Origin of the sequence: Corynebacterium sp. Z-1 (assembly GCF_031844665.1) — a bacterium.
Taxonomy (GTDB): Bacteria; Actinomycetota; Actinomycetes; order Mycobacteriales; family Mycobacteriaceae; genus Corynebacterium; species Corynebacterium sanguinis.
This window is the reverse complement of sequence record NZ_CP134621.1, coordinates 936969-953948: the sequence shown is the minus strand read 5'-3', so window position 1 is coordinate 953948 and position 16980 is coordinate 936969. Positions and strand designations below refer to the sequence as shown.

Genomic DNA, 16980 nt, shown 5'->3' with positions numbered 1-16980 from the left:
TTGAGTAGAGTTTTGCACCATGAGCACCCGCGCGATTGTTCCGGTCACACTCTCACTCACCCAGGGCGATTTCTGCACCCTGTGGGCCCCCGCTTGGAAGGAAAACGGGACGCAGTGGCAGGCGTTTCTCGGCGACGAGACCTCCGTCCTCGTCTTCGACTCCCCGGCCCACATGCTGGCCTTCCTCGACTCGGGCCTGCCCCACGACCTGGTAGATCACCCGCAGTGGGCGCAGTTCAACGCCCAAGGCGACGACCGCGTCGTGCCGGATGACAGGAACTTCTACGACGTCGTCGGCGCCCCCGCCTACCTCGCCGGGCGGCCGAGCCACGAGAACGTCTCCAAGCTGGCCAAAGTGTTCCAGATCTCGCGCTCGCTTGCCGACGTCGCCTCCGCCAACGAAGCCCAGATCTTCTTCGCCTCCCACTCGGTGCTGGGCAACGTTGCCCGCGGCTCGGAGCACTACGCGGGCGAGAACGGCTTGGAGGAGTGGTCCGGAGTCGGCCGTGCTGTGCTGGCGAACTGGGCAGAGGTTGTCCACTCACTCGACGCGAGTGTCCGGATCGTTGACGAGGCGTCGTTTAGCGAAGGCGAAGTCGCCGCCGCCGAGGAGCGCATCGCCGCCGCCCAGAGCGCGCGTGCAGCGCAGGCCGAGAAGGCGAAGGAGGAGGCGCAGCGTCGCGCCGCGAACGCCGACCCCTACGACGGCTCCGCGTGGTTCAACGCCGGCATCGACCCGGTGAAGATCACCATGCAGGGTACGAGCGTGTACACGCTACGCACCTACCTCGGCACAGCGCCGGTGTTTTTGGGCAAGTACGGCGAGATTTTCACCTTCCCCTCCAGCAAGCAGTTGCTGCGGTGGATCGTGGAGAACGACGACCACGAGCTCGCCGAGGTGTCCACCTGGCCGGACCTGGTCAACCTCGCCAACGCGGGAGAGCTCGAGATCACTGTCCACCCGGACAACGCGTACTCCTTTAACGGCATCGCCGCGGACATTGAGAAGGGCCCGGACGCCGTCGACACCGCGCAGATGGCCAAGGCCTACGAGCTGCTCGCCGACGCCGCCGACTGGGCGAAGGACGACTCCCTGAATTCCCTGCTGCTGGCGAATCCCCGCATGCAGGACTACCTCGCCTACATGCTCGGCTCCACCGAGGCCAGCGGATACGTCCCGACCGCGCCGTTTACAGACAAGGCGCAGACGTGGAAGGACATGGAAGACCAGCTGATCAAGCGCTTCTCCAAGTTCTAAGCCGCACCCCGTAGACAACCCGTTCTATGATGGCGGGCTGTGAATCCCGATCAGGTCGATCCGATCATTGAATCCATCTATCACTGGCTTGATTTAAGTGGCGTGCTCATCATGGGCACGATCGGCGGAACGATCGCTCGGCAGCGCGGCTACGACATCGTCGGCTTCCTCTTCATCGCGATGGTCTCGGCGCTCGGCGGGGGCATGCTTCGCGACGTCCTCATCAACGAAGGCACCGTCGCCGCGATGAGCGAACCCGCCTACCTGATCCTCGCGTTCACCGGCGCCCTGATCGGGCGCGAACCTACTTCAAGGGCGACACCTGGGAAAAAGTGCGCGACCACGGTGACGCGCTTATCTCCGCCCTGTGGGCCTCAGTCGGCGCGTTCAAGGCGATCACGTTCGGGTTACCGGTTTTGCCGACGATCATGATGGGCGTGTTCACCGCCACGGGCGGAAGCATGATCCGCGACGTGCTGATCGGGCGCGAACCTGCGGTGTTCGGCAACAATCAGCCAACGGTGGTGCCCGCGATCGCCGGTGCCGTCGTCACGCTCATTGGCGCGAACACGGGCCACCTCGCGCTCGGCGCGGTGGCGGGGCCGCTGACCAGCTTCACTATTTCCATGATCGCCTACTACCGCGCCTGGCGCGTGCCCACCTCCCCGCAGTTCGCCCCGGTCAACACCACCGCATCGCAGCTTGCCGACGTGGCCAAGCGCGGCGTTCACAAGCTCGAGCCCGAGCGCGTGCGCGACTGGCGCCACGCCACGCTCAGCCGGGTTCTGGCCCGCGAGCTCAGCGATAGCGCGAATTCCCCCGGCACGCGCGAAGACACCGAGGTGCGCGTTGCCGCCTCCACCGGCGGCAAGGGGTTTGGGTTTGATAAAGACGGCACGTCCTACGCCGACTCCGCCAACGCCTCCGACGCCCCCGCCGTGGACGAGAAAGATGTCCAGGAGGGGCTCGTCGAGTTGATCCTGTCCGACTCGGAACTGTCCGACATGCTCGCCAAACGCTTGGCGGAGCGGGACGGCGAAGGGCGCGACGGCAAGCAGAAGTGCGAGCCGCGCTAGTGTGCCTTAAAGCGCCGTGGTGCCGAAGGCCCAGCCGACTCCGAAGGTCACCGCCAGGCCGAGCGCGCCGCCGATAACGAGCCGGAGCACGGCGCGCTTCGGATCTGCGCCGCCGATCCGCGCCGACACCGCTCCCGTGATCGCGAGGGCGAGGAGGGTGACCACGAACGTCACCGGCACCCGCCACGCGTCCGGCGGAAGCAGCACAGCTGCCAGCGGGAGCAACGCGCCCAGCGAAAACGCGATGAAGGAGGCGATGGCCGCGGACCACGGGTTGACCAGGTCCTCTTCGTTGATGCCGTAGTGGACCTCGAGGTGCGCCTTGAGCGGATCGGCAGCGGTGCGCTCTGTGGCTACCTGGGTCGCCGTTTCCCGGCTCAGTCCCGTCGCCTCGTAGGCGGCGACAAGGTGCGCGAACTCGCTGTCCGGATCGGCGTTGTGCAGTGCCGTTTCCTTGGCAATGTAGGCGCGCTCGGTGTCGCGCTGCGAGGACACGGAGACGTACTCCCCCAGCGCCATCGACACAGCGCCGCCGATGACGGCCGCAATGCCGGCCGTCGCGATTGCCCTGATGTCGGAGGTCGCGCCTGCCACACCAACGACAACCGCCGCAGTGGAGACGATGCCGTCGTTGGCGCCAAGCACTGCGGCGCGCAGCTTGTTGAGTTGTTCGTTCAGGCCCACGCTCGTGGGTGCGCTCGATTTTTCCGTCGTCGTTTCGTTCGTTGTCATGGTCGATATCTTGCGCCTGCACCACCATGCGCGCAAGCGAGGAAAGCCTAAGTTTACGCAGGTCATGACGTTTTTCGGTGAGGCTATCCTCACCGGAAGCCATCAATGCGCACCGCAAAGCGCCCCCGGTGTAACTGACGGGCGTAAAGTTCGCCGCAATGCGTACCACACGACGAACTGCGACCCTTCTCGCCTGCGCGACCCTGATCGGCGCGGCCCAACCCGCCGCATGGACCCAGGAGGAATCCACGCCGACGACCTCAACGCGCGAATCCATGCCGAATACCGACGGCTGCCCGCACGCCACGTGGCCGCCGGAGCCGCGAACGACTTCGGAGGCAGCGGCCGCCGGCAGCCCCACCCCGCTGCCCGTCGGCTACCAGGGCCCGTGCGGCGTGAGCACCCCCGATGGCTTCGCCGTCGGCGAGGAAGTCCTCGCCTCCGCATGGCTGGTTGCGGACCTGGACACCGGAGAGGTTGTGGCGATGAAAGACCCCCACGGCCGTTACCGCCCCGCGTCCATCATCAAAGTGCTCCTCGCGCTCGTGGCTATCGACGAACTACCCCTGGACAAGCAGGTCACCGTTAGCGCTGAATCGGCGAATATGGAAGGGTCCGCGGCGGGCATCGGCGCCGGCGGTGTCTACACCGTCAACGACTTACTCCACGGCCTGCTGATGGCCTCGGGCAACGACACCGCGCACGCCCTGGCACAAGAGCTCGGCGGCGACGAGGCGACTTTACAAAAGGTCAATGCGCTGGCGCAGCAACTCGGCATGAATGACACCCGGGTGGCTACCTACACCGGCCTGGATCGCCCCGGCATGTCGAGCTCCGCGTGGGATATGGCGCTCGCCTACCGCGCTGCGTTTGGCAACGAGACGTTTGCTCAGATCGTCGACACGCAGTCGTATCCCTTCCCCGGTTTCGACGACCTTCCCGGCTTCGAGCTGTGGAACGACAACGCGCTCTACCTCAACGATCCCGAGGGCATCGGCGGCAAGACCGGTTATACCGACGACGCCAACCACACCTTCGTCGGCGCTGTGAACCACGACGGCCGGCGCCTCGTGGCCGTTGTCCTCGACACCACCGTGAACAAGGCCCGAGCCTGGCAGCAAGCACAGCAGCTGCTCCACGAGTCCTACAGGTTTGACCCCGGCACGTCCGTGGCCACGCTCGAGGCTGCTTCCTCCCAGGCGCCTACCGCGTTGCAAACGCCGACGGCCACCGCTGAAGCCCCTGGCGGGGCCGCGGTGGCCGAAGCTCAGGCAGAGCCCTACTCTCGGGCCCGGCCGTGGTTGCCGGTGTTGATTGTGGGCGCGGTTCTCGCCCTTGCCGGCGCTGGGATCATTGCTAGTCGCGCGTTAGCAACGACATCAGGCCGACACCGAGGGCGCCGAGGGCAGCACCGACGCCGATAGCGGTTCCCTTGACCGGCTTGGCCTGGGTCGCGGCAGCCGCGCGCACGTTAATCACTGCGGGCTCAGGCACCTCGGTCTTTTGCATGGCCAGGGATTCCTCGGTGGTTGCGGTCCATGCTGAAACGTAGAGCACCACACGCCAGATGAGGTAGAGCACGACCATCAGCGCGATGATCGGGCCGAAGATCGCGCCGGCCGGGTTTTTCGTGGCGGAGCTGACGATCACGGTGGCGAACTGTTTGATCAGCTCGAAGGCGAAAGCGCCGAGTAGCGCGCCCTTGAGCCCGGAGCGCCACGGCACCTTCGTGCGCGGCATGAAAATGACCAGCCACGCCATCACGAGGAAGTTGGCGAAGATACCCACGGCAAGTCCGATGAGCCAGACGACGAAGCGGGCGCCGGGGAAGTTACCCAGCCCGAAGTGGTCCATGACGTCGCTCGTAAACGACGATGTACCGATCGCGGTCACCGCGAAGGCGAGAATGAACAGGAGGATCAGCCCGATCAGGCCGAGCAGGTCCCACAGCTTCTTCATGATGAAGTTGCCACCCTCGTTGGCGTCGAGCTTCCACATCGCGGAAATACCGACGCGCAGGTTATTCATCCAGCCAAGACCGGACCACAACGTGGTGAGCAAACCGATACCGGCGACGGCGCCGCGCTGCGCGATCGCGGAGTCGATTAACTGCGATATCACGCCGCCGACCTCCCCGCCGAGCGAGTTGTCGAGCTGCGTCCGGATCTGCTCGATCAACTCCGGGCGATTAGCAAGAAAGAAACCCATGCCGGCGAAGAGGAGCATGGCGAGCGGGAACAACGCCAGCACCGAGAAGTACGTAATGCCCGCGGAGAGTTGATTTCCCCCTTCCTTGGCAAAGCGCTCGTTCATGCGCAGCAGGTGCGCCACGAACGGTGACTTCTTGGCCACCTTGTCGGCAGGCCCGTTGTCCTGCTGCTTGCTCGCTCGCTCAATGCCCTGCTCGTCCTGGTACGCCTTGCGGGGCGCGGTGGAGGTCGCCATAAGCTGTCCTTCCATGTTCGGGTTTGCTTAATTTTTACCTGTGGGAACACAGTTTAGGGCAAGTTTTGCCAGCCAGTTTGCCAACGGGGTGGCAGCTAGCGGGCGGGAGCGAGGAAGCCAACCCTTTCGTAGACTTCTGCCAGCAGCGGCTCCGAGACCTCGCGGGCGCGCTCGGCGCCGCGGGCGAGGATGCCTTCGAGCTCGGCGCGGTCGGCCATGAGCTCGTCGTAACGCGTGCGCAGCGGGGTGGTGAACGCCTCGAGCGCGTCAGCGGTGTCAACCTTGAGCGCGCCGTAGCCCTGCCCCTCGTAGCCCGCGACCAGGGTGTCGATGTCCGTGCCCGTCAGCGCAGACTGGATCACCAGCAGGTTCGACACCCCCGGCTTGTTGTCCTTGTCGTAGGCGATGACACCGTCATTGTCCGTCACCGCGGACTTGATGCGCTTGGTCGACGTTTTCGAGTCGTCGAGCAGGTTGATCAGGCCCTTCGGGTTAGCCCCGGACTTTGACATCTTGGTGGTCGGGTCCTGCAGGTCGTAGATTTTCGACGCGCCTTCGGGAATGAAGCCCTCGGGCACGACAAAGGCCTCTCCGAAGCGCGAGTTGAAGCGCTCCGCCAGGTTACGGGTCAGCTCCAGGTGCTGGCGCTGGTCCTCGCCCACCGGCACGAGCTGCGGCGAGTACAGCAAAATGTCAGCCGCCATGAGCACCGGGTACGTAAACAGGCCGACGGTGGCACGGTCCTGGCCCTGCTTCGCCGCCTTGTCCTTGAACTGCGTCATGCGCGACGCCTCGCCGAACCCGGTCAGGCACTGCAGCACCCAGGTCAGCTCCGCGTGGGCGGGGACGTGGGATTGGACGAACAGCGTAGACACGTTCGGGTCAATGCCGAGCGCGATCAGCTGGGCGCACCCCTTGAGCGTGCGCTCGCGCAGCTCCGCGGGGTCCTGGTCGACCGTGATCGCGTGCAGGTCGGGGATGAAGTAGAACGCGTCGTGGCCTTCCTGCAGGTCAATCCACTGCTTCAGCGCCCCGAGGTAGTTGCCCAGGTGGTAGGAATCGGCGGTCGGCTGAATGCCGGAGAGAACTCGCTGCTGTTCGGTCATGGTTGGTCATTCTAGCGGTGAGCGTTGACACGCTCAGCCCACGGGTTATATAGTTACCCACATGAGTGGTAAACCCATATACATGCAGATCGCTGACCAGCTCCGCGATCTCATCGCCTCCGGGCAGCTCGGCCCCGGCGACCGCGCCCCGTCGACCAACGAGCTGTCCCACTTCCACTCCGTCAACCCCACCACCTCCGCCAAAGCACTCACCGAACTCCAGCAGGAAGGCCTGCTGGAAAAGCGCCGGGGCTTGGGCATGTTTGTGCTGCCCACCGCCCGCGAGCAGGTCCTGCGCACCCGCCGCGAGGCTTTCCGCGACACCTTCATCACCCCCCTTATGCACGAGGCCAAGCAACTTGGCATCTCAACCGACGAACTCACCGCGATGATCACCCAGGAGAACTCGTAAATGACCATTCACCACTCCCCCGGTATTAGCGCCTTGATCGGCCCCAACGCCGCCGGCAAGACTCACTACCTGCGCTCACTGATCGGCCCCGACGCGGCGTACATCCCCGCGGCCGCCGACGCCCTCTTCGCTGGCCGTACCGTCGCTGACCACATCGCCTGGGCCCGCGAGGCGACACCGCGCGCGGCCTTGACGCTGCCGTTCGACACCTCCACGCGGCTGAGCAAGCTCTCCGTCGGCCAGCGGCGCGAGCTCACCTTTACCCTCGCCCTCGCAGCAGCCAAGCCGCTGCTGCTTCTCGACGAGCCCTTCGACGGCCTCGACGCCGCCACGCGCGCCCGGCTGCGCAACAACCTGATCGATTTCGTCGCAGCCGACGACACCCGCGTGGTCATCATGGCGTCGCACCGCAGCGAGGATCTAGCGGGGCTCGCCGACCGCGTCATCCGCGTCTTCGATCAAGTCATCTCGCAGCCGCTGCTGCTTGACGACGCCCGCGCGTCGTTTCCGGTGCTCACGGGGCGTAAGGCGGACGTCGACAAGCTGATCGCGGGCCGTGACGTGATTGCCGCCCAGTCCCTGGGGCCGACTCTTCGCGCCCAGCTCGCCGAACCCTGTACCGGCGCCGACGGTGCCGACGGTGTCGAGCTGACCTACCCGAACGACGCCGAACTCATCGACCTGCTTGCTACCCGAAAGGCCTAACACCGCTATGAAGCTCTTCCTCGGTCCCCACAGTTTCCTCCTCACCATTGGCGTCATCGCACTGGCCGTGGCGGTGGGCGCAGCAGGCCGCTTCTACGCCGGCGACGGCACGACGTGGACACTCCTGTCCGCGATTGTGCTCTTCGGGCTGACTGCCTACTTCGCCGACAAGTGGGCGGCACTCAACCAGCTCGGGGCGAGCTACGGCCGCTGGCTCGGCGGGGCGGCTGCCTTTAGCGCGATAAGTGCGGTCATCCTGACGGCAGCAAACGTCGTCGCCGGCCAGGTGATGTGGACGAACAACCCCTGGTACCGGCTTTACGACGTCCTGCTGATCACCCGGGGCGACACCCCGTTTGTCGACACCAACGGCAAGCCCTACATGGTGGACAACGCCGGCCAGAACGCCACGACGATCACGCTGACCGTGCTTCTCACCTTTGCCCTCGTCGTCGTCGCCCCGATGGTGGGCATCGCCACCGGGATTGCCGGCAGGAACCGCGGGGCGTTTGCAATCCTCATGGCCGCCACTGTGATCGGTGGCCTAGTGGCCGGATTTACCTACGCGGCGTTGACCGAGACGGTGGAAATCGGCGGCGACATAATTCCACGAACCGCACCCAACGCGGGGTCGATCGCGCTCGCCGCTGTCTTGACCGCACTCGCCCTTGGCGCCGCCTGGGTGATTGCGCGCGCCCCGCGGTTTATCCGCTAGCCCTTGCTGTTGCCCTTGCGCTTGTGGCGCACGGGCGCTTGCTCCGCGACCATGCGTACCTTGCGGTAGACGCGCCGCGCGCCGGGGATCTTGCGCCCGCGGGTGCGCACGAAGCTTGCCAGCTCGTCTTTGGGGTCGATCTGCGCCGCTCTTTCCTCGTCGTAGTCGAAGATCGGCAGCGACCACCTGAACCGGAGCGAGAGCAGGCGCGTGACAAACACGAAGATCACGGCCACGATCGTGACTATCCACTCGGGCACCCCTGCCGCCATCAGCCCCATGTACACGACGGTGCCCAGCACCGCGATGGAGGCGTAGAGCTCCTCGCGAAACACCAGCGGCACCCGGCCGGAGAGGATGTCTCGCATCACACCACCGGAAACACCCGTGGTCACGGCGGCAACGGCGGCGATGATGAACCCGTGCCCGAGCGACAGGGCGATCTGGATACCCAGCACCACAAACGCCGCCAGGCCGACGGCGTCGGCGACGAGGAAGAACTTGCGTAGCTGGTACATCAGCCAGTTAATCCGCACGGTCACCACGGACGCAATCACCGTGACCAGCAAGAACCGCGGCTCGTCAACCCAGGTCAGGGGGTAGTTGCCCAAGATGACGTCACGCACGGTGCCGCCGCCGAGCGCGGTCAGTGCCCCGAGGGTGATCACCCCGAACAGGTCCATCCGCACGCGGCCCGCGGCGACGGCGGCGGTCATGGACTCGGCGATGATGCCGATGACAAACAGCGTGGTCAGCAGCTCGGGCATGCTCACGCCGAGCATCTTCAAAGACTCCACTGGGGCTTAAGCGTACTCGACCATCAGCGGCGAGTGGTCGGACCAGCGCTGCTCCACCGTCGGCGCCTTTTCCACCCACGTGTGCTGGGCGCGCTCGAGCATCGCCGCTGTCGCCGCCTGGACGTCGATACGCCAGCCCGCGTCGTTGTTGAACGCCTGGCCGCGGAAGGTCCACCAGGTGTACGGCGCGGTGTCGGGCTCGAGCCTGCGCGCAACGTCGAACCACTTCGGGTCCGCATTCGCTTGCCGACGCCCCGTCGACGCGTAATCCACCGCGCCCGCCCAGGAGTAGAGCGATTTCGCTTCCAGGTCCTGAGCCTCATCGTCCGGAAAGACGCCGAACACGGCGTCCATGAACGCGCGCTCGTCGGGGAGGAACCCGGACTTCTTCTGGTTGGTCTTCCAGTTCTTCAAGTCCTCGCGGCGGTGGCAGATGTTCCAATCCCCGCCAATGACCATGTTCGGGTACTCGCTCGCCCAGAACTCCAGCAGCGGCTCGAACGAATCGAGGAAGCGGTACTTCTCGTCCTGCTTCTCCGTGCCCGCCGAACCGGAAGGAAGGTAGAGCGACGCGACGCGGACGTCGTCAAGCGTGCCGGCGATGAACCTGCCGGAATCCTCGAAGGATGTGATGCCTATCTCCACGTCCTCCAACTGTGACCTGCTCAAAATTCCCACGCCCGCACGACCCTTCGCGCCGGGGGCTTCGGCGGGGGCGATCACGAGGTGCCAGCCCGCCTCCAGCGCGGGGGCGAGTACCGCACGCGCCTGGTCCACGCTGGCACGAACCTCCTGCATAAGAACGATGTCGGCAGTGGTCGTTTCCAGCCACGCGAGCATTCCGGGGTTCAACTCGTTGCGGACCTTGGTGGCGGCGCGGATGCCGTTGACGTTGACAGACGCGATCGTGAGACTCATGCGTGTCACCCTAGCAATGACGTCGACGGGCAACTTCACCGCCGTTTCCACCCAACATTGGTATTCTGAGTGCTTGGATAATTAAGTAATAGTTAGAGGAGCAAAATAGTGGCTACCATCATCTGGACACGCACCGACGAAGCACCGCTGCTTGCGACCTACTCGCTGCTGCCGATCGTCACGGCATTCGCTTCCAACGCGGGAGTCAACGTGGAAACTCGCGACATCTCCGTCGCAGGTCGCATCCTGTCCCTGTTCCCGGAGCGCGTCAAGGATGACAAATACGCCCACGACGCCCTCGCCGAGCTCGGCGACCTTGCGAACAGCCCGGAAGCGAACATCGTCAAGCTGCCCAACATCTCGGCATCGCTGGTGCAGCTGAAGAAGGCGATCGCTGAGCTGCAGGCCAAGGGCTTCGATCTGCCCGACTACCCGGATAACCCCACCACCGACGAGGAGCGCGACATCCGCGCGCGCTACGACACGGTCAAGGGCTCCGCAGTCAACCCGGTGCTGCGCCAGGGCAACTCTGACCGCCGCGCGCCCGAGGCTGTGAAGAACTACACACGCAAGCACCCGCACTCCATGGGTGAGTGGTCCTCCGACTCGAAGACCAACGTGGCCACGATGGAGCACGGCGACTTCCGCGACAACGAAAAGTCCGTGATCATGCCGTCCGACGACACGCTGCGCATCGAGCTGGTCAAGGCCGACGGCTCCGTCGAGGTGCTGCGCGCATCCCTGCCCGTGCTCGCCGGCGAGGTCGTCGACGCGACCTTCATGTCCGCCAAGGCTCTCGACGAGTTCCTGCTCAAGGCCATCGCCCGCGCCAAGGACGAGGGAGTGCTGTTCTCCGCGCACCTCAAGGCCACCATGATGAAGGTTTCCGACCCCATCATCTTCGGCCACGTAGTACGCGCGTACTTCTATGACGTATTCGAGGCCCACGGTGAGGAACTTCTTGCCGCGGGCCTCAATGGCGAGAACGGCCTCGGCGCCATCCTCGACGGGCTGGGCGCCCTCGACAACGGCGAGGAGATTCGCGCCGCCTTTGACAAGGCGCTTGCCGACGGCCCCGACCTGGCCATGGTCAACTCCGCCAAAGGCATCACCAACCTGCACGTGCCCTCCGACGTGATCGTCGACGCCTCGATGCCGGCGATGATCCGCACCTCCGGGCACATGTGGAACGCCGAGGACCAGGAGCAGGACACCCTGGCCACCATCCCCGATTCCTCCTACGCCGGCATCTACCAGGTCGTCATTGACGACTGCCGCGAAAACGGCGCGTTCGACCCGACCACGATGGGCACCGTGCCCAACGTGGGCCTCATGGCGCAGAAGGCCGAGGAGTACGGCTCCCATAACAAGACGTTCAAGATCCCGGCCGACGGCACCGTGCGCGTGGTCAACTCCGCCGGCGAGACGCTGATGGAGCACGATGTTGAAACCGGTGACATCTGGCGCGCCTGCCAGGCCAAGGACGCCCCGATCCGCGACTGGGTCCGCCTCGCGGTGAGCCGCGCGCGCAAGTCCGGCATGAAGACGATCTTCTGGCTCGACGAGTCCCGCGCCCACGACCGCAACCTGATCGGCCTGGTGAACAAGTACCTCGCCGAGCACGACACCGACGGCCTCGACATCTCCATCGCGTCGCCCGTCGAGGCGACCAAGATCACCGTCGAGCGCCTGCGCCAGGGCAAGGACACCATCTCGGTCACCGGCAACGTGCTGCGCGACTACAACACCGACCTGTTTCCCATCCTCGAGCTGGGCACGTCGGCGAAGATGCTCTCCATCGTCCCGCTCATGGCGGGCGGCGGGCTGTTTGAAACCGGTGCCGGCGGCTCCGCTCCGAAGCACGTCCAGCAGCTTGAGGCGGAAAACCACCTGCGCTGGGATTCGCTCGGCGAGTTCCTCGCGCTGGCGGAGTCGCTGCGGCTCGCGGCCGACCAGGGCAACCCCAAGGCGGATGTGCTTGCCGACGCTCTGGACAAGGCCACCGAAGAAGTACTGATCCAGGGCCACTCCCCCTCGCGCAAGGTCGGTGAGATCGACAACCGCGGCTCCCACTTCTACCTCGCCCTGTACTGGGCCGAGGAGCTGGCGAAGCAGACCCAGGACGCCGAGATCGCGAACTACTTCGCTCCGGTGGCCGAGAAGCTGCGCGAGAACGAGGAGAAGATCGCCGCAGAGCTGCTCGCCCCGCAGGGTAGCGCGGGCGACATCGGCGGTTACTACCTGCCTGACGACGAGAAGGCCACCGCAACGATGCGCCCGTCGGCGACGCTGAACGAGATCATCGACTCGATGGTGGCGCGCTAGGCGGGTTTAGAGCGGGGGCGGGGCGACGGTTGCGCCGGCGACGACCTCGCCCTTGAACTTCACGCTGACCACTTCCCGGCGATCATCCGGGGTACGGAAGCGCTTGATCAGGTCAATCATGGTGTCAATCACCGTGTCGGTGAAATGCCCGATTGGCCACGTGTAGGTCGTCAGCCCCATAACACCCATCCCCGGCAGGAATCCGTCGCACCCGGTGACACTGACCTGGCGGGGAACGTCGATGCCGTTTGAGCTGAGCGCCCGCAGGTACTGCAGCTGCCTCATATCGGTCGGGCACATTACCGCCGTCACGGCACCGCTTTCCACGAGCGGGAGAACGTAGTCTTGGCCGGTGTCGTAGCGCACGTCGACCACGAAGGGTTCCAGACCCTCCGCCCTGATGCGGCGAATCATGGATTCGGCGCGCGTGTGCTCCGGCGTGGAGCGCGAGCTCGACCGGTTTCGTCGTCAAGCGGGCGAGGTCCTTGAGATCCCCGTGGCTGGGCTCGATGAGTACGCCTTCCACTGCACGCTGGGCTACCGCCTGACGCAGTGCGATGACGCCGCTGAGCTTGTCGACGCCGAGGGGCTCTACGATTCGTGGATCGCCGAGCAGCCACGCGTCGAGCTTGAAGACGTGGCGTTTTGCATCTTCAACGACATGCAGAGCTTCCCGCCGCTGCTGTACTTCCACTAGCACCGGGGCGCGCTCGTAGGGGAAGCGGCCTTCGTCGATAAGCCGGCGGGGGCCGCTTTTCCGTGCCCGGCAGATTTATATTCACGAAAACCCCGAGTTTAACCCGCCTTTTAGACAGCTTGGTACACAACGCACGCGGTCGCCGTTACATTGGCCCTATGGCTCTCTACGACAACTCTCAAGCACACGAATGGTCCTTTGATACGCGCGCGGTCCACGCCGGCCAGCAGCTCGACTCCGATTACGGCGCCCGCAACCAGCCGATCTACATGACCACCTCGTACGTGTTCAACGACGCGCAGCACGCGGAGAACCGCTTCAACCTCTCCGATGCTGGCCCGATTTACACCCGCATTACCAACCCGACGCAGCAGGCGTTGGAGGACCGCCTCGCCAGCCTCGAAGGCGGCGTCGCGGCGGTCGCGTTCGCCTCGGGCATGGCCGCCGAAACCGCGGCGATTACCAACCTCGCCTCCGCCGGCGACCACATTGTCACCTCCCCGCGCCTCTACGGCGGCACCGAGACCCTCTTCGAGGTCACCCTGCCGCGCCTGGGCATCGAGTTCACCTTCGTGGACAACCCCGACGACCCCGCCTCCTGGCAGGCCGCGGTCAAGCCCAACACCAAGGCGTTTTACGGCGAGACCTTCGGCAACCCGATCGCCGACGTGCTTGACATCCCGGCCGTCGCCGAGGTCGCGCACGCCAACCAGGTGCCGCTAATCGTGGACAACACGATGGCCACCGCGGCGCTCGTGCGCCCGCTTGAGCTGGGCGCGGACATCGTCGTCGTGTCCACCACAAAGTTCTACACCGGCAACGGGGCGGCCATTGGCGGCGCGCTTATCGACGCCGGCCGGTTCGACTGGACCGTCGAGCGCGACGGCGCCCCGGTCTTCCCGTACTTTGTCACCCCCGACGCCGCTTACCACGGCCTGAAGTACGCCGACCTCGGCGAGCCCGCCTTCGCCATCAAGGCCCGCGCGGGCATCCTGCGCGACACCGGCGCGGCGATCTCCCCGTTCAACGCCTGGGTCGCCCTGCAGGGCCTGGACACCCTCGGCCTGCGCGTAGAGCGTCACAACCACAACGCCCTGAAGGTGGCCGAGTACCTGGCCAACAACGACAAGGTGGCCAAAGTGAACTTCGCCGGGCTGGAATCGAGCCCCTACTACGCCATCAAGGAGAAGCTCGGGCTCAAGTACACCGGTTCGGTGCTCTCCTTCGACCTTGCGGGCGACCTGAACGATCGCGCGAAGGCCTGGGACTTCATCAACGCGCTGCGCCTGCACTCCAACCTGGCCAACATCGGTGACGTACGCTCGCTAGTGGTCCACCCGGCGTCGACGACGCACTCGCAGTCGAACGAGGCGGGCCTTGCGCGCGCCGGCATCAGCCAGTCCACGGTGCGCCTGAGCGTGGGCATTGAGAACATCGACGACATCATCGCCGACCTCGAGCGCGGGTTCGCCGCTGTCTAGGAAGCCAGCGTCCATGTCCTTGACACTGCCCCCCGAGGGCGAGTTGCACCACGTCGCCATCGGTACCTTTTCTACCGAGGCGGGCGTGGACATCCCGGACGTCACGATCGCGTTTCAGCGCTGGGGCGAATTCCGGTGCAACCCGTCTGGCAGCAACAACGTCCTGCTCGTCGAGCACGCGCTGACCGGCGACTCCAACGCCGCCGACTGGTGGTGCGAGGTCATCGGCCCCGGCAAGGCGCTGGATACAGATACGTTCTGCGTGATCTGCACGAACGCGCTGGGCAGCTGCTACGGCTCGACGGGCCCGGCCAGTGAGCACCCCGACGGCGGGCGGTGGGGTTCGCGTTTCCCCGCCATCTCGATTCGCGACCAGGTGGCCGCGGAGAGGCAGTTTCTGGACCGGCTCGGGCTTGAGCGCGTTCGCGCGGTGCTCGGTGGGTCGATGGGTGGGGCGCGCACGCTCGAGTGGACCATCATGTTCCCCGAAATGGTCGATTACGCCTGCGTGTTGGCGGTGTCCGCGCGCGCGAGCGCCTGGCAGATCGGCATTCAGACCGCCCAACTCTCGGCGATCACCCGCGACCCCGACTGGTACGGCGGGGACTACTACGACAAACCCAACGGGCCCTCAGCCGGGCTGGCGGCGGCGCGGCGCATTGCGCACCTGACCTACCGCGGGGAGCTGGAGATCGACGAGCGCTTCGGCACCGCCGCCCAGGCCGGGGAGAACCCGCTTGGCCCCTACCGGTGTGAGAACCAGCGCTTCGCCGTCCAGAGCTACCTCGACCACCAGGGCATCAAGCTTGTGGAGCGTTTCGACGCCGGCAGCTACGTCACCCTGACCGAAACACTCAACCGCCACGACGTCGGGCGCGGGCGCGGCGGCCTGAACAAGGCGCTGGCCAGCTCGAAGGTTCCCACCATGATCGTCGGCGTGGACACCGATATCCTGTACCCCTACCACCAGCAGGAACACCTCAGCCGCAACCTGGGAAACCTGCTGGCCATGTCGAAGCTCTCCAGCCCGGTCGGCCACGACGCCTTCCTCGTCGAGGCGCGGCAGATGGATATCATCCTGCGCAAGTTCATCGCGCTGACGGAGCAAACACCCTCGCCGCACGACTTCGCGGCGCGCAGCGGGGCATACGACATCTAACTCCCCAGCGCGTCCACCGACCATGCCAGCCACATCATGGCCGCGCCGAGGGCGGTGGTGAACAGGGCATCGAAACGCCGCGAGCGCACCGCAACTAGGCCAATCACGCGGGAGTCACACGTCAGGCGCATGAGCGTGAGCCACAGCATCGCAGCGCCCAGGGTGAAGGTGGCGCGGCGCCAGTGCTCGGTGGCGGAGAAGAGTCCCGACGCCACGAAGCCCACGACAAATACCGCCGCCATCGCCTGCTGCACCAGGACGGGCAGCTTGGAGGGGGCGTTGTTAATGTCGTGGGGGTTATCCAGCAAGTGTTTCGGCACGCTCCACGATGTTGCGGACGAGGAAGGTGCGCGTCATCGGACCGACCCCGCCTGGGTTCGGGGAGACCCAACCGGCCTTGTCCCACACGTCGGGGTGGACGTCGCCGACCGTTTTGCCGTCGACACGCGAGACGCCCACGTCGAGCACCGCGGCGCCCTCCTTGACCATGTCGGCGGTGATCATGTGCGGCTTACCGGCCGCGGCGATGATCACGTCGGCCCGGCGCGTCTGTGCCGCGAGGTCTTTCGTGCCGGTGTGGCACAGGATGGCGGTGGAGTTGGTGGCCTTTGTGGTCAGCATCAGGGAGATCGGCCGGCCCACGGTCACGCCGCGGCCGATGACGCAGACGACCGCGCCGTTTAACTCGACTCCGAAGCGCTCGAGCAGCTTGATCGAGCCGTTCGGGGTGCACGGCAGTGGGGCCGGCTCGCCCAGCACCAGCTTTCCCAGGTTCACCGGGTGCAGCCCGTCGGCGTCCTTGTCCGGGTCGATGAGGCCGAGGACGCGGTTCTCGTCGAGGTGCTTCGGTAGCGGTAATTGGACGATGTAGCCGGTGACGGCCGGGTCGTTGTTCAGATCGTCGATAAGCGAATCAAGCTCCGCTTGGGAGGTGTCGCCGGGCAGCTCCTTCATGATGGAGGCGATGCCGAGCTCGGCGCAGTCCTTGTGCTTCATGCGCACGTAGTTCTGGCTCGCGGGGTCCTCGCCAACGAGAACCGTGGCCAAGCCCGGGGTGATCCCCCTGTCCTGCAGCGCCGCCACGCGCTCTTTCAGATCCGCGAAGATCTCCTCGCGGTAGAGCTTTCCGTCCAATTTGATCGCAGTCACGGCCC

19 protein-coding genes are annotated in these 16980 nt (G+C 65.5%); 11 read left to right on the top strand and 8 right to left on the bottom strand.

Features of this window, described 5'->3' with window-relative positions; all coding sequences use genetic code 11:
* The first annotated feature begins 19 nt into the window (after window positions 1–19).
* From RIU96_RS04740 to RIU96_RS04730, 3 genes are read left to right on the top strand one after another with little or no spacing between them, the layout of a single operon-like run.
* Window positions 20–1258 (top strand): SatS C-terminal domain-containing protein, encoded by a 1239-nt coding sequence (locus RIU96_RS04740; protein WP_136650879.1) that lies wholly within the window; start codon window positions 20–22, stop codon window positions 1256–1258.
* Window positions 1259–1297: 39 nt separating this feature from the next.
* Entirely contained in the window at window positions 1298–1690 is a 393-nt protein-coding gene (locus RIU96_RS04735; protein WP_311196704.1) for a trimeric intracellular cation channel family protein, read from the top strand.
* Window positions 1591–2334 (top strand): trimeric intracellular cation channel family protein, encoded by a 744-nt coding sequence (locus tag RIU96_RS04730; RefSeq protein WP_311205151.1) that lies wholly within the window; start codon window positions 1591–1593, stop codon window positions 2332–2334. The genes RIU96_RS04735 and RIU96_RS04730 overlap by 100 nt, the downstream gene beginning before the upstream one ends.
* 6 nt (window positions 2335–2340) lie before the next feature.
* Here the strand turns inward: RIU96_RS04730 and RIU96_RS04725 are convergent, their stop codons facing one another.
* Entirely contained in the window at window positions 2341–3066 is a 726-nt protein-coding gene (locus RIU96_RS04725) for a VIT1/CCC1 transporter family protein (RefSeq protein WP_311205150.1), read from the bottom strand.
* A gap of 158 nt (window positions 3067–3224) precedes the next feature.
* On the opposite strand from RIU96_RS04725, the gene RIU96_RS04720 reads away from it, so the two are divergent.
* Complete coding sequence (locus RIU96_RS04720; RefSeq protein WP_259790161.1) at window positions 3225–4490, top strand: D-alanyl-D-alanine carboxypeptidase family protein; 1266 nt, start codon at window positions 3225–3227, stop codon at window positions 4488–4490.
* On the opposite strand, the gene RIU96_RS04715 is transcribed toward RIU96_RS04720, so the two are convergent.
* Both RIU96_RS04715 and trpS read right to left on the bottom strand, forming a co-directional pair.
* Window positions 4423–5511, bottom strand: coding sequence for a YhjD/YihY/BrkB family envelope integrity protein (locus tag RIU96_RS04715; protein WP_186365374.1), 1089 nt, complete (start codon window positions 5509–5511; stop codon window positions 4423–4425). The two genes, RIU96_RS04720 and RIU96_RS04715, sit on opposite strands and share 68 nt — an antisense overlap.
* 95 nt (window positions 5512–5606) lie before the next feature.
* A complete protein-coding gene (gene trpS / locus RIU96_RS04710; protein ID WP_311205149.1) occupies window positions 5607–6617 on the bottom strand; it encodes a tryptophan--tRNA ligase in 1011 nt (336 codons plus the stop codon).
* A 61-nt stretch (window positions 6618–6678) separates the two neighbouring features.
* On the opposite strand from trpS, the gene RIU96_RS04705 reads away from it, so the two are divergent.
* From RIU96_RS04705 to RIU96_RS04695, 3 genes are read left to right on the top strand one after another with little or no spacing between them, the layout of a single operon-like run.
* Window positions 6679–7029, top strand: a complete 351-nt coding sequence (locus RIU96_RS04705) for a GntR family transcriptional regulator (protein ID WP_259917963.1) — start codon at window positions 6679–6681, stop codon at window positions 7027–7029.
* Entirely contained in the window at window positions 7030–7734 is a 705-nt protein-coding gene (locus tag RIU96_RS04700) for an ABC transporter ATP-binding protein (RefSeq protein WP_311205148.1), read from the top strand.
* Window positions 7735–7741: 7 nt separating this feature from the next.
* Window positions 7742–8449 (top strand): hypothetical protein, encoded by a 708-nt coding sequence (locus tag RIU96_RS04695; protein WP_144739855.1) that lies wholly within the window; start codon window positions 7742–7744, stop codon window positions 8447–8449.
* On the opposite strand, the gene RIU96_RS04690 is transcribed toward RIU96_RS04695, so the two are convergent.
* Entirely contained in the window at window positions 8446–9246 is an 801-nt protein-coding gene (locus RIU96_RS04690; protein ID WP_246062720.1) for a trimeric intracellular cation channel family protein, read from the bottom strand. The genes RIU96_RS04695 and RIU96_RS04690 overlap by 4 nt on opposite strands.
* A gap of 6 nt (window positions 9247–9252) precedes the next feature.
* Window positions 9253–10164 (bottom strand): exodeoxyribonuclease III, encoded by a 912-nt coding sequence (locus tag RIU96_RS04685; protein WP_259790152.1) that lies wholly within the window; start codon window positions 10162–10164, stop codon window positions 9253–9255.
* A gap of 108 nt (window positions 10165–10272) precedes the next feature.
* Here RIU96_RS04685 and RIU96_RS04680 point away from each other — a divergent pair, with 108 nt between their 5' ends.
* A complete protein-coding gene (locus RIU96_RS04680) occupies window positions 10273–12489 on the top strand; it encodes an NADP-dependent isocitrate dehydrogenase (protein WP_259787723.1) in 2217 nt (738 codons plus the stop codon).
* A 6-nt stretch (window positions 12490–12495) separates the two neighbouring features.
* On the opposite strand, the gene RIU96_RS04675 is transcribed toward RIU96_RS04680, so the two are convergent.
* A complete protein-coding gene (locus tag RIU96_RS04675) occupies window positions 12496–12903 on the bottom strand; it encodes a substrate-binding domain-containing protein (protein ID WP_311205147.1) in 408 nt (135 codons plus the stop codon).
* Between RIU96_RS04675 and RIU96_RS04670 the strand changes: the two genes are divergently transcribed.
* The 3 genes from RIU96_RS04670 to RIU96_RS04660 all read left to right on the top strand — a co-directional run bounded on the left by RIU96_RS04670 (window position 12890) and on the right by RIU96_RS04660 (window position 15826).
* Entirely contained in the window at window positions 12890–13186 is a 297-nt protein-coding gene (locus RIU96_RS04670) for a hypothetical protein (protein ID WP_144317380.1), read from the top strand. The genes RIU96_RS04675 and RIU96_RS04670 overlap by 14 nt on opposite strands.
* Window positions 13187–13344: 158 nt before the next feature.
* The gene (locus tag RIU96_RS04665; RefSeq protein WP_259792550.1) at window positions 13345–14667 is read left to right on the top strand and encodes an O-acetylhomoserine/O-acetylserine sulfhydrylase; all 1323 of its coding nucleotides are present in this window, start codon (window positions 13345–13347) and stop codon (window positions 14665–14667) included.
* A 13-nt stretch (window positions 14668–14680) separates the two neighbouring features.
* The gene (locus RIU96_RS04660) at window positions 14681–15826 is read left to right on the top strand and encodes a homoserine O-acetyltransferase MetX (protein ID WP_136650865.1); all 1146 of its coding nucleotides are present in this window, start codon (window positions 14681–14683) and stop codon (window positions 15824–15826) included.
* Here RIU96_RS04660 and RIU96_RS04655 read toward each other — a convergent pair.
* Together RIU96_RS04655 and RIU96_RS04650 are read right to left on the bottom strand one after the other, a co-directional pair.
* Window positions 15823–16146, bottom strand: coding sequence for a DUF3017 domain-containing protein (locus tag RIU96_RS04655; protein WP_259787726.1), 324 nt, complete (start codon window positions 16144–16146; stop codon window positions 15823–15825). The two genes, RIU96_RS04660 and RIU96_RS04655, sit on opposite strands and share 4 nt — an antisense overlap.
* Window positions 16124–16975: a bifunctional methylenetetrahydrofolate dehydrogenase/methenyltetrahydrofolate cyclohydrolase gene (locus RIU96_RS04650; RefSeq protein ID WP_259792553.1), complete on the bottom strand. Its 852-nt coding sequence runs from the start codon at window positions 16973–16975 to the stop codon at window positions 16124–16126. The genes RIU96_RS04655 and RIU96_RS04650 overlap by 23 nt, the downstream gene beginning before the upstream one ends.
* Window positions 16976–16980: the final 5 nt, after the last annotated feature.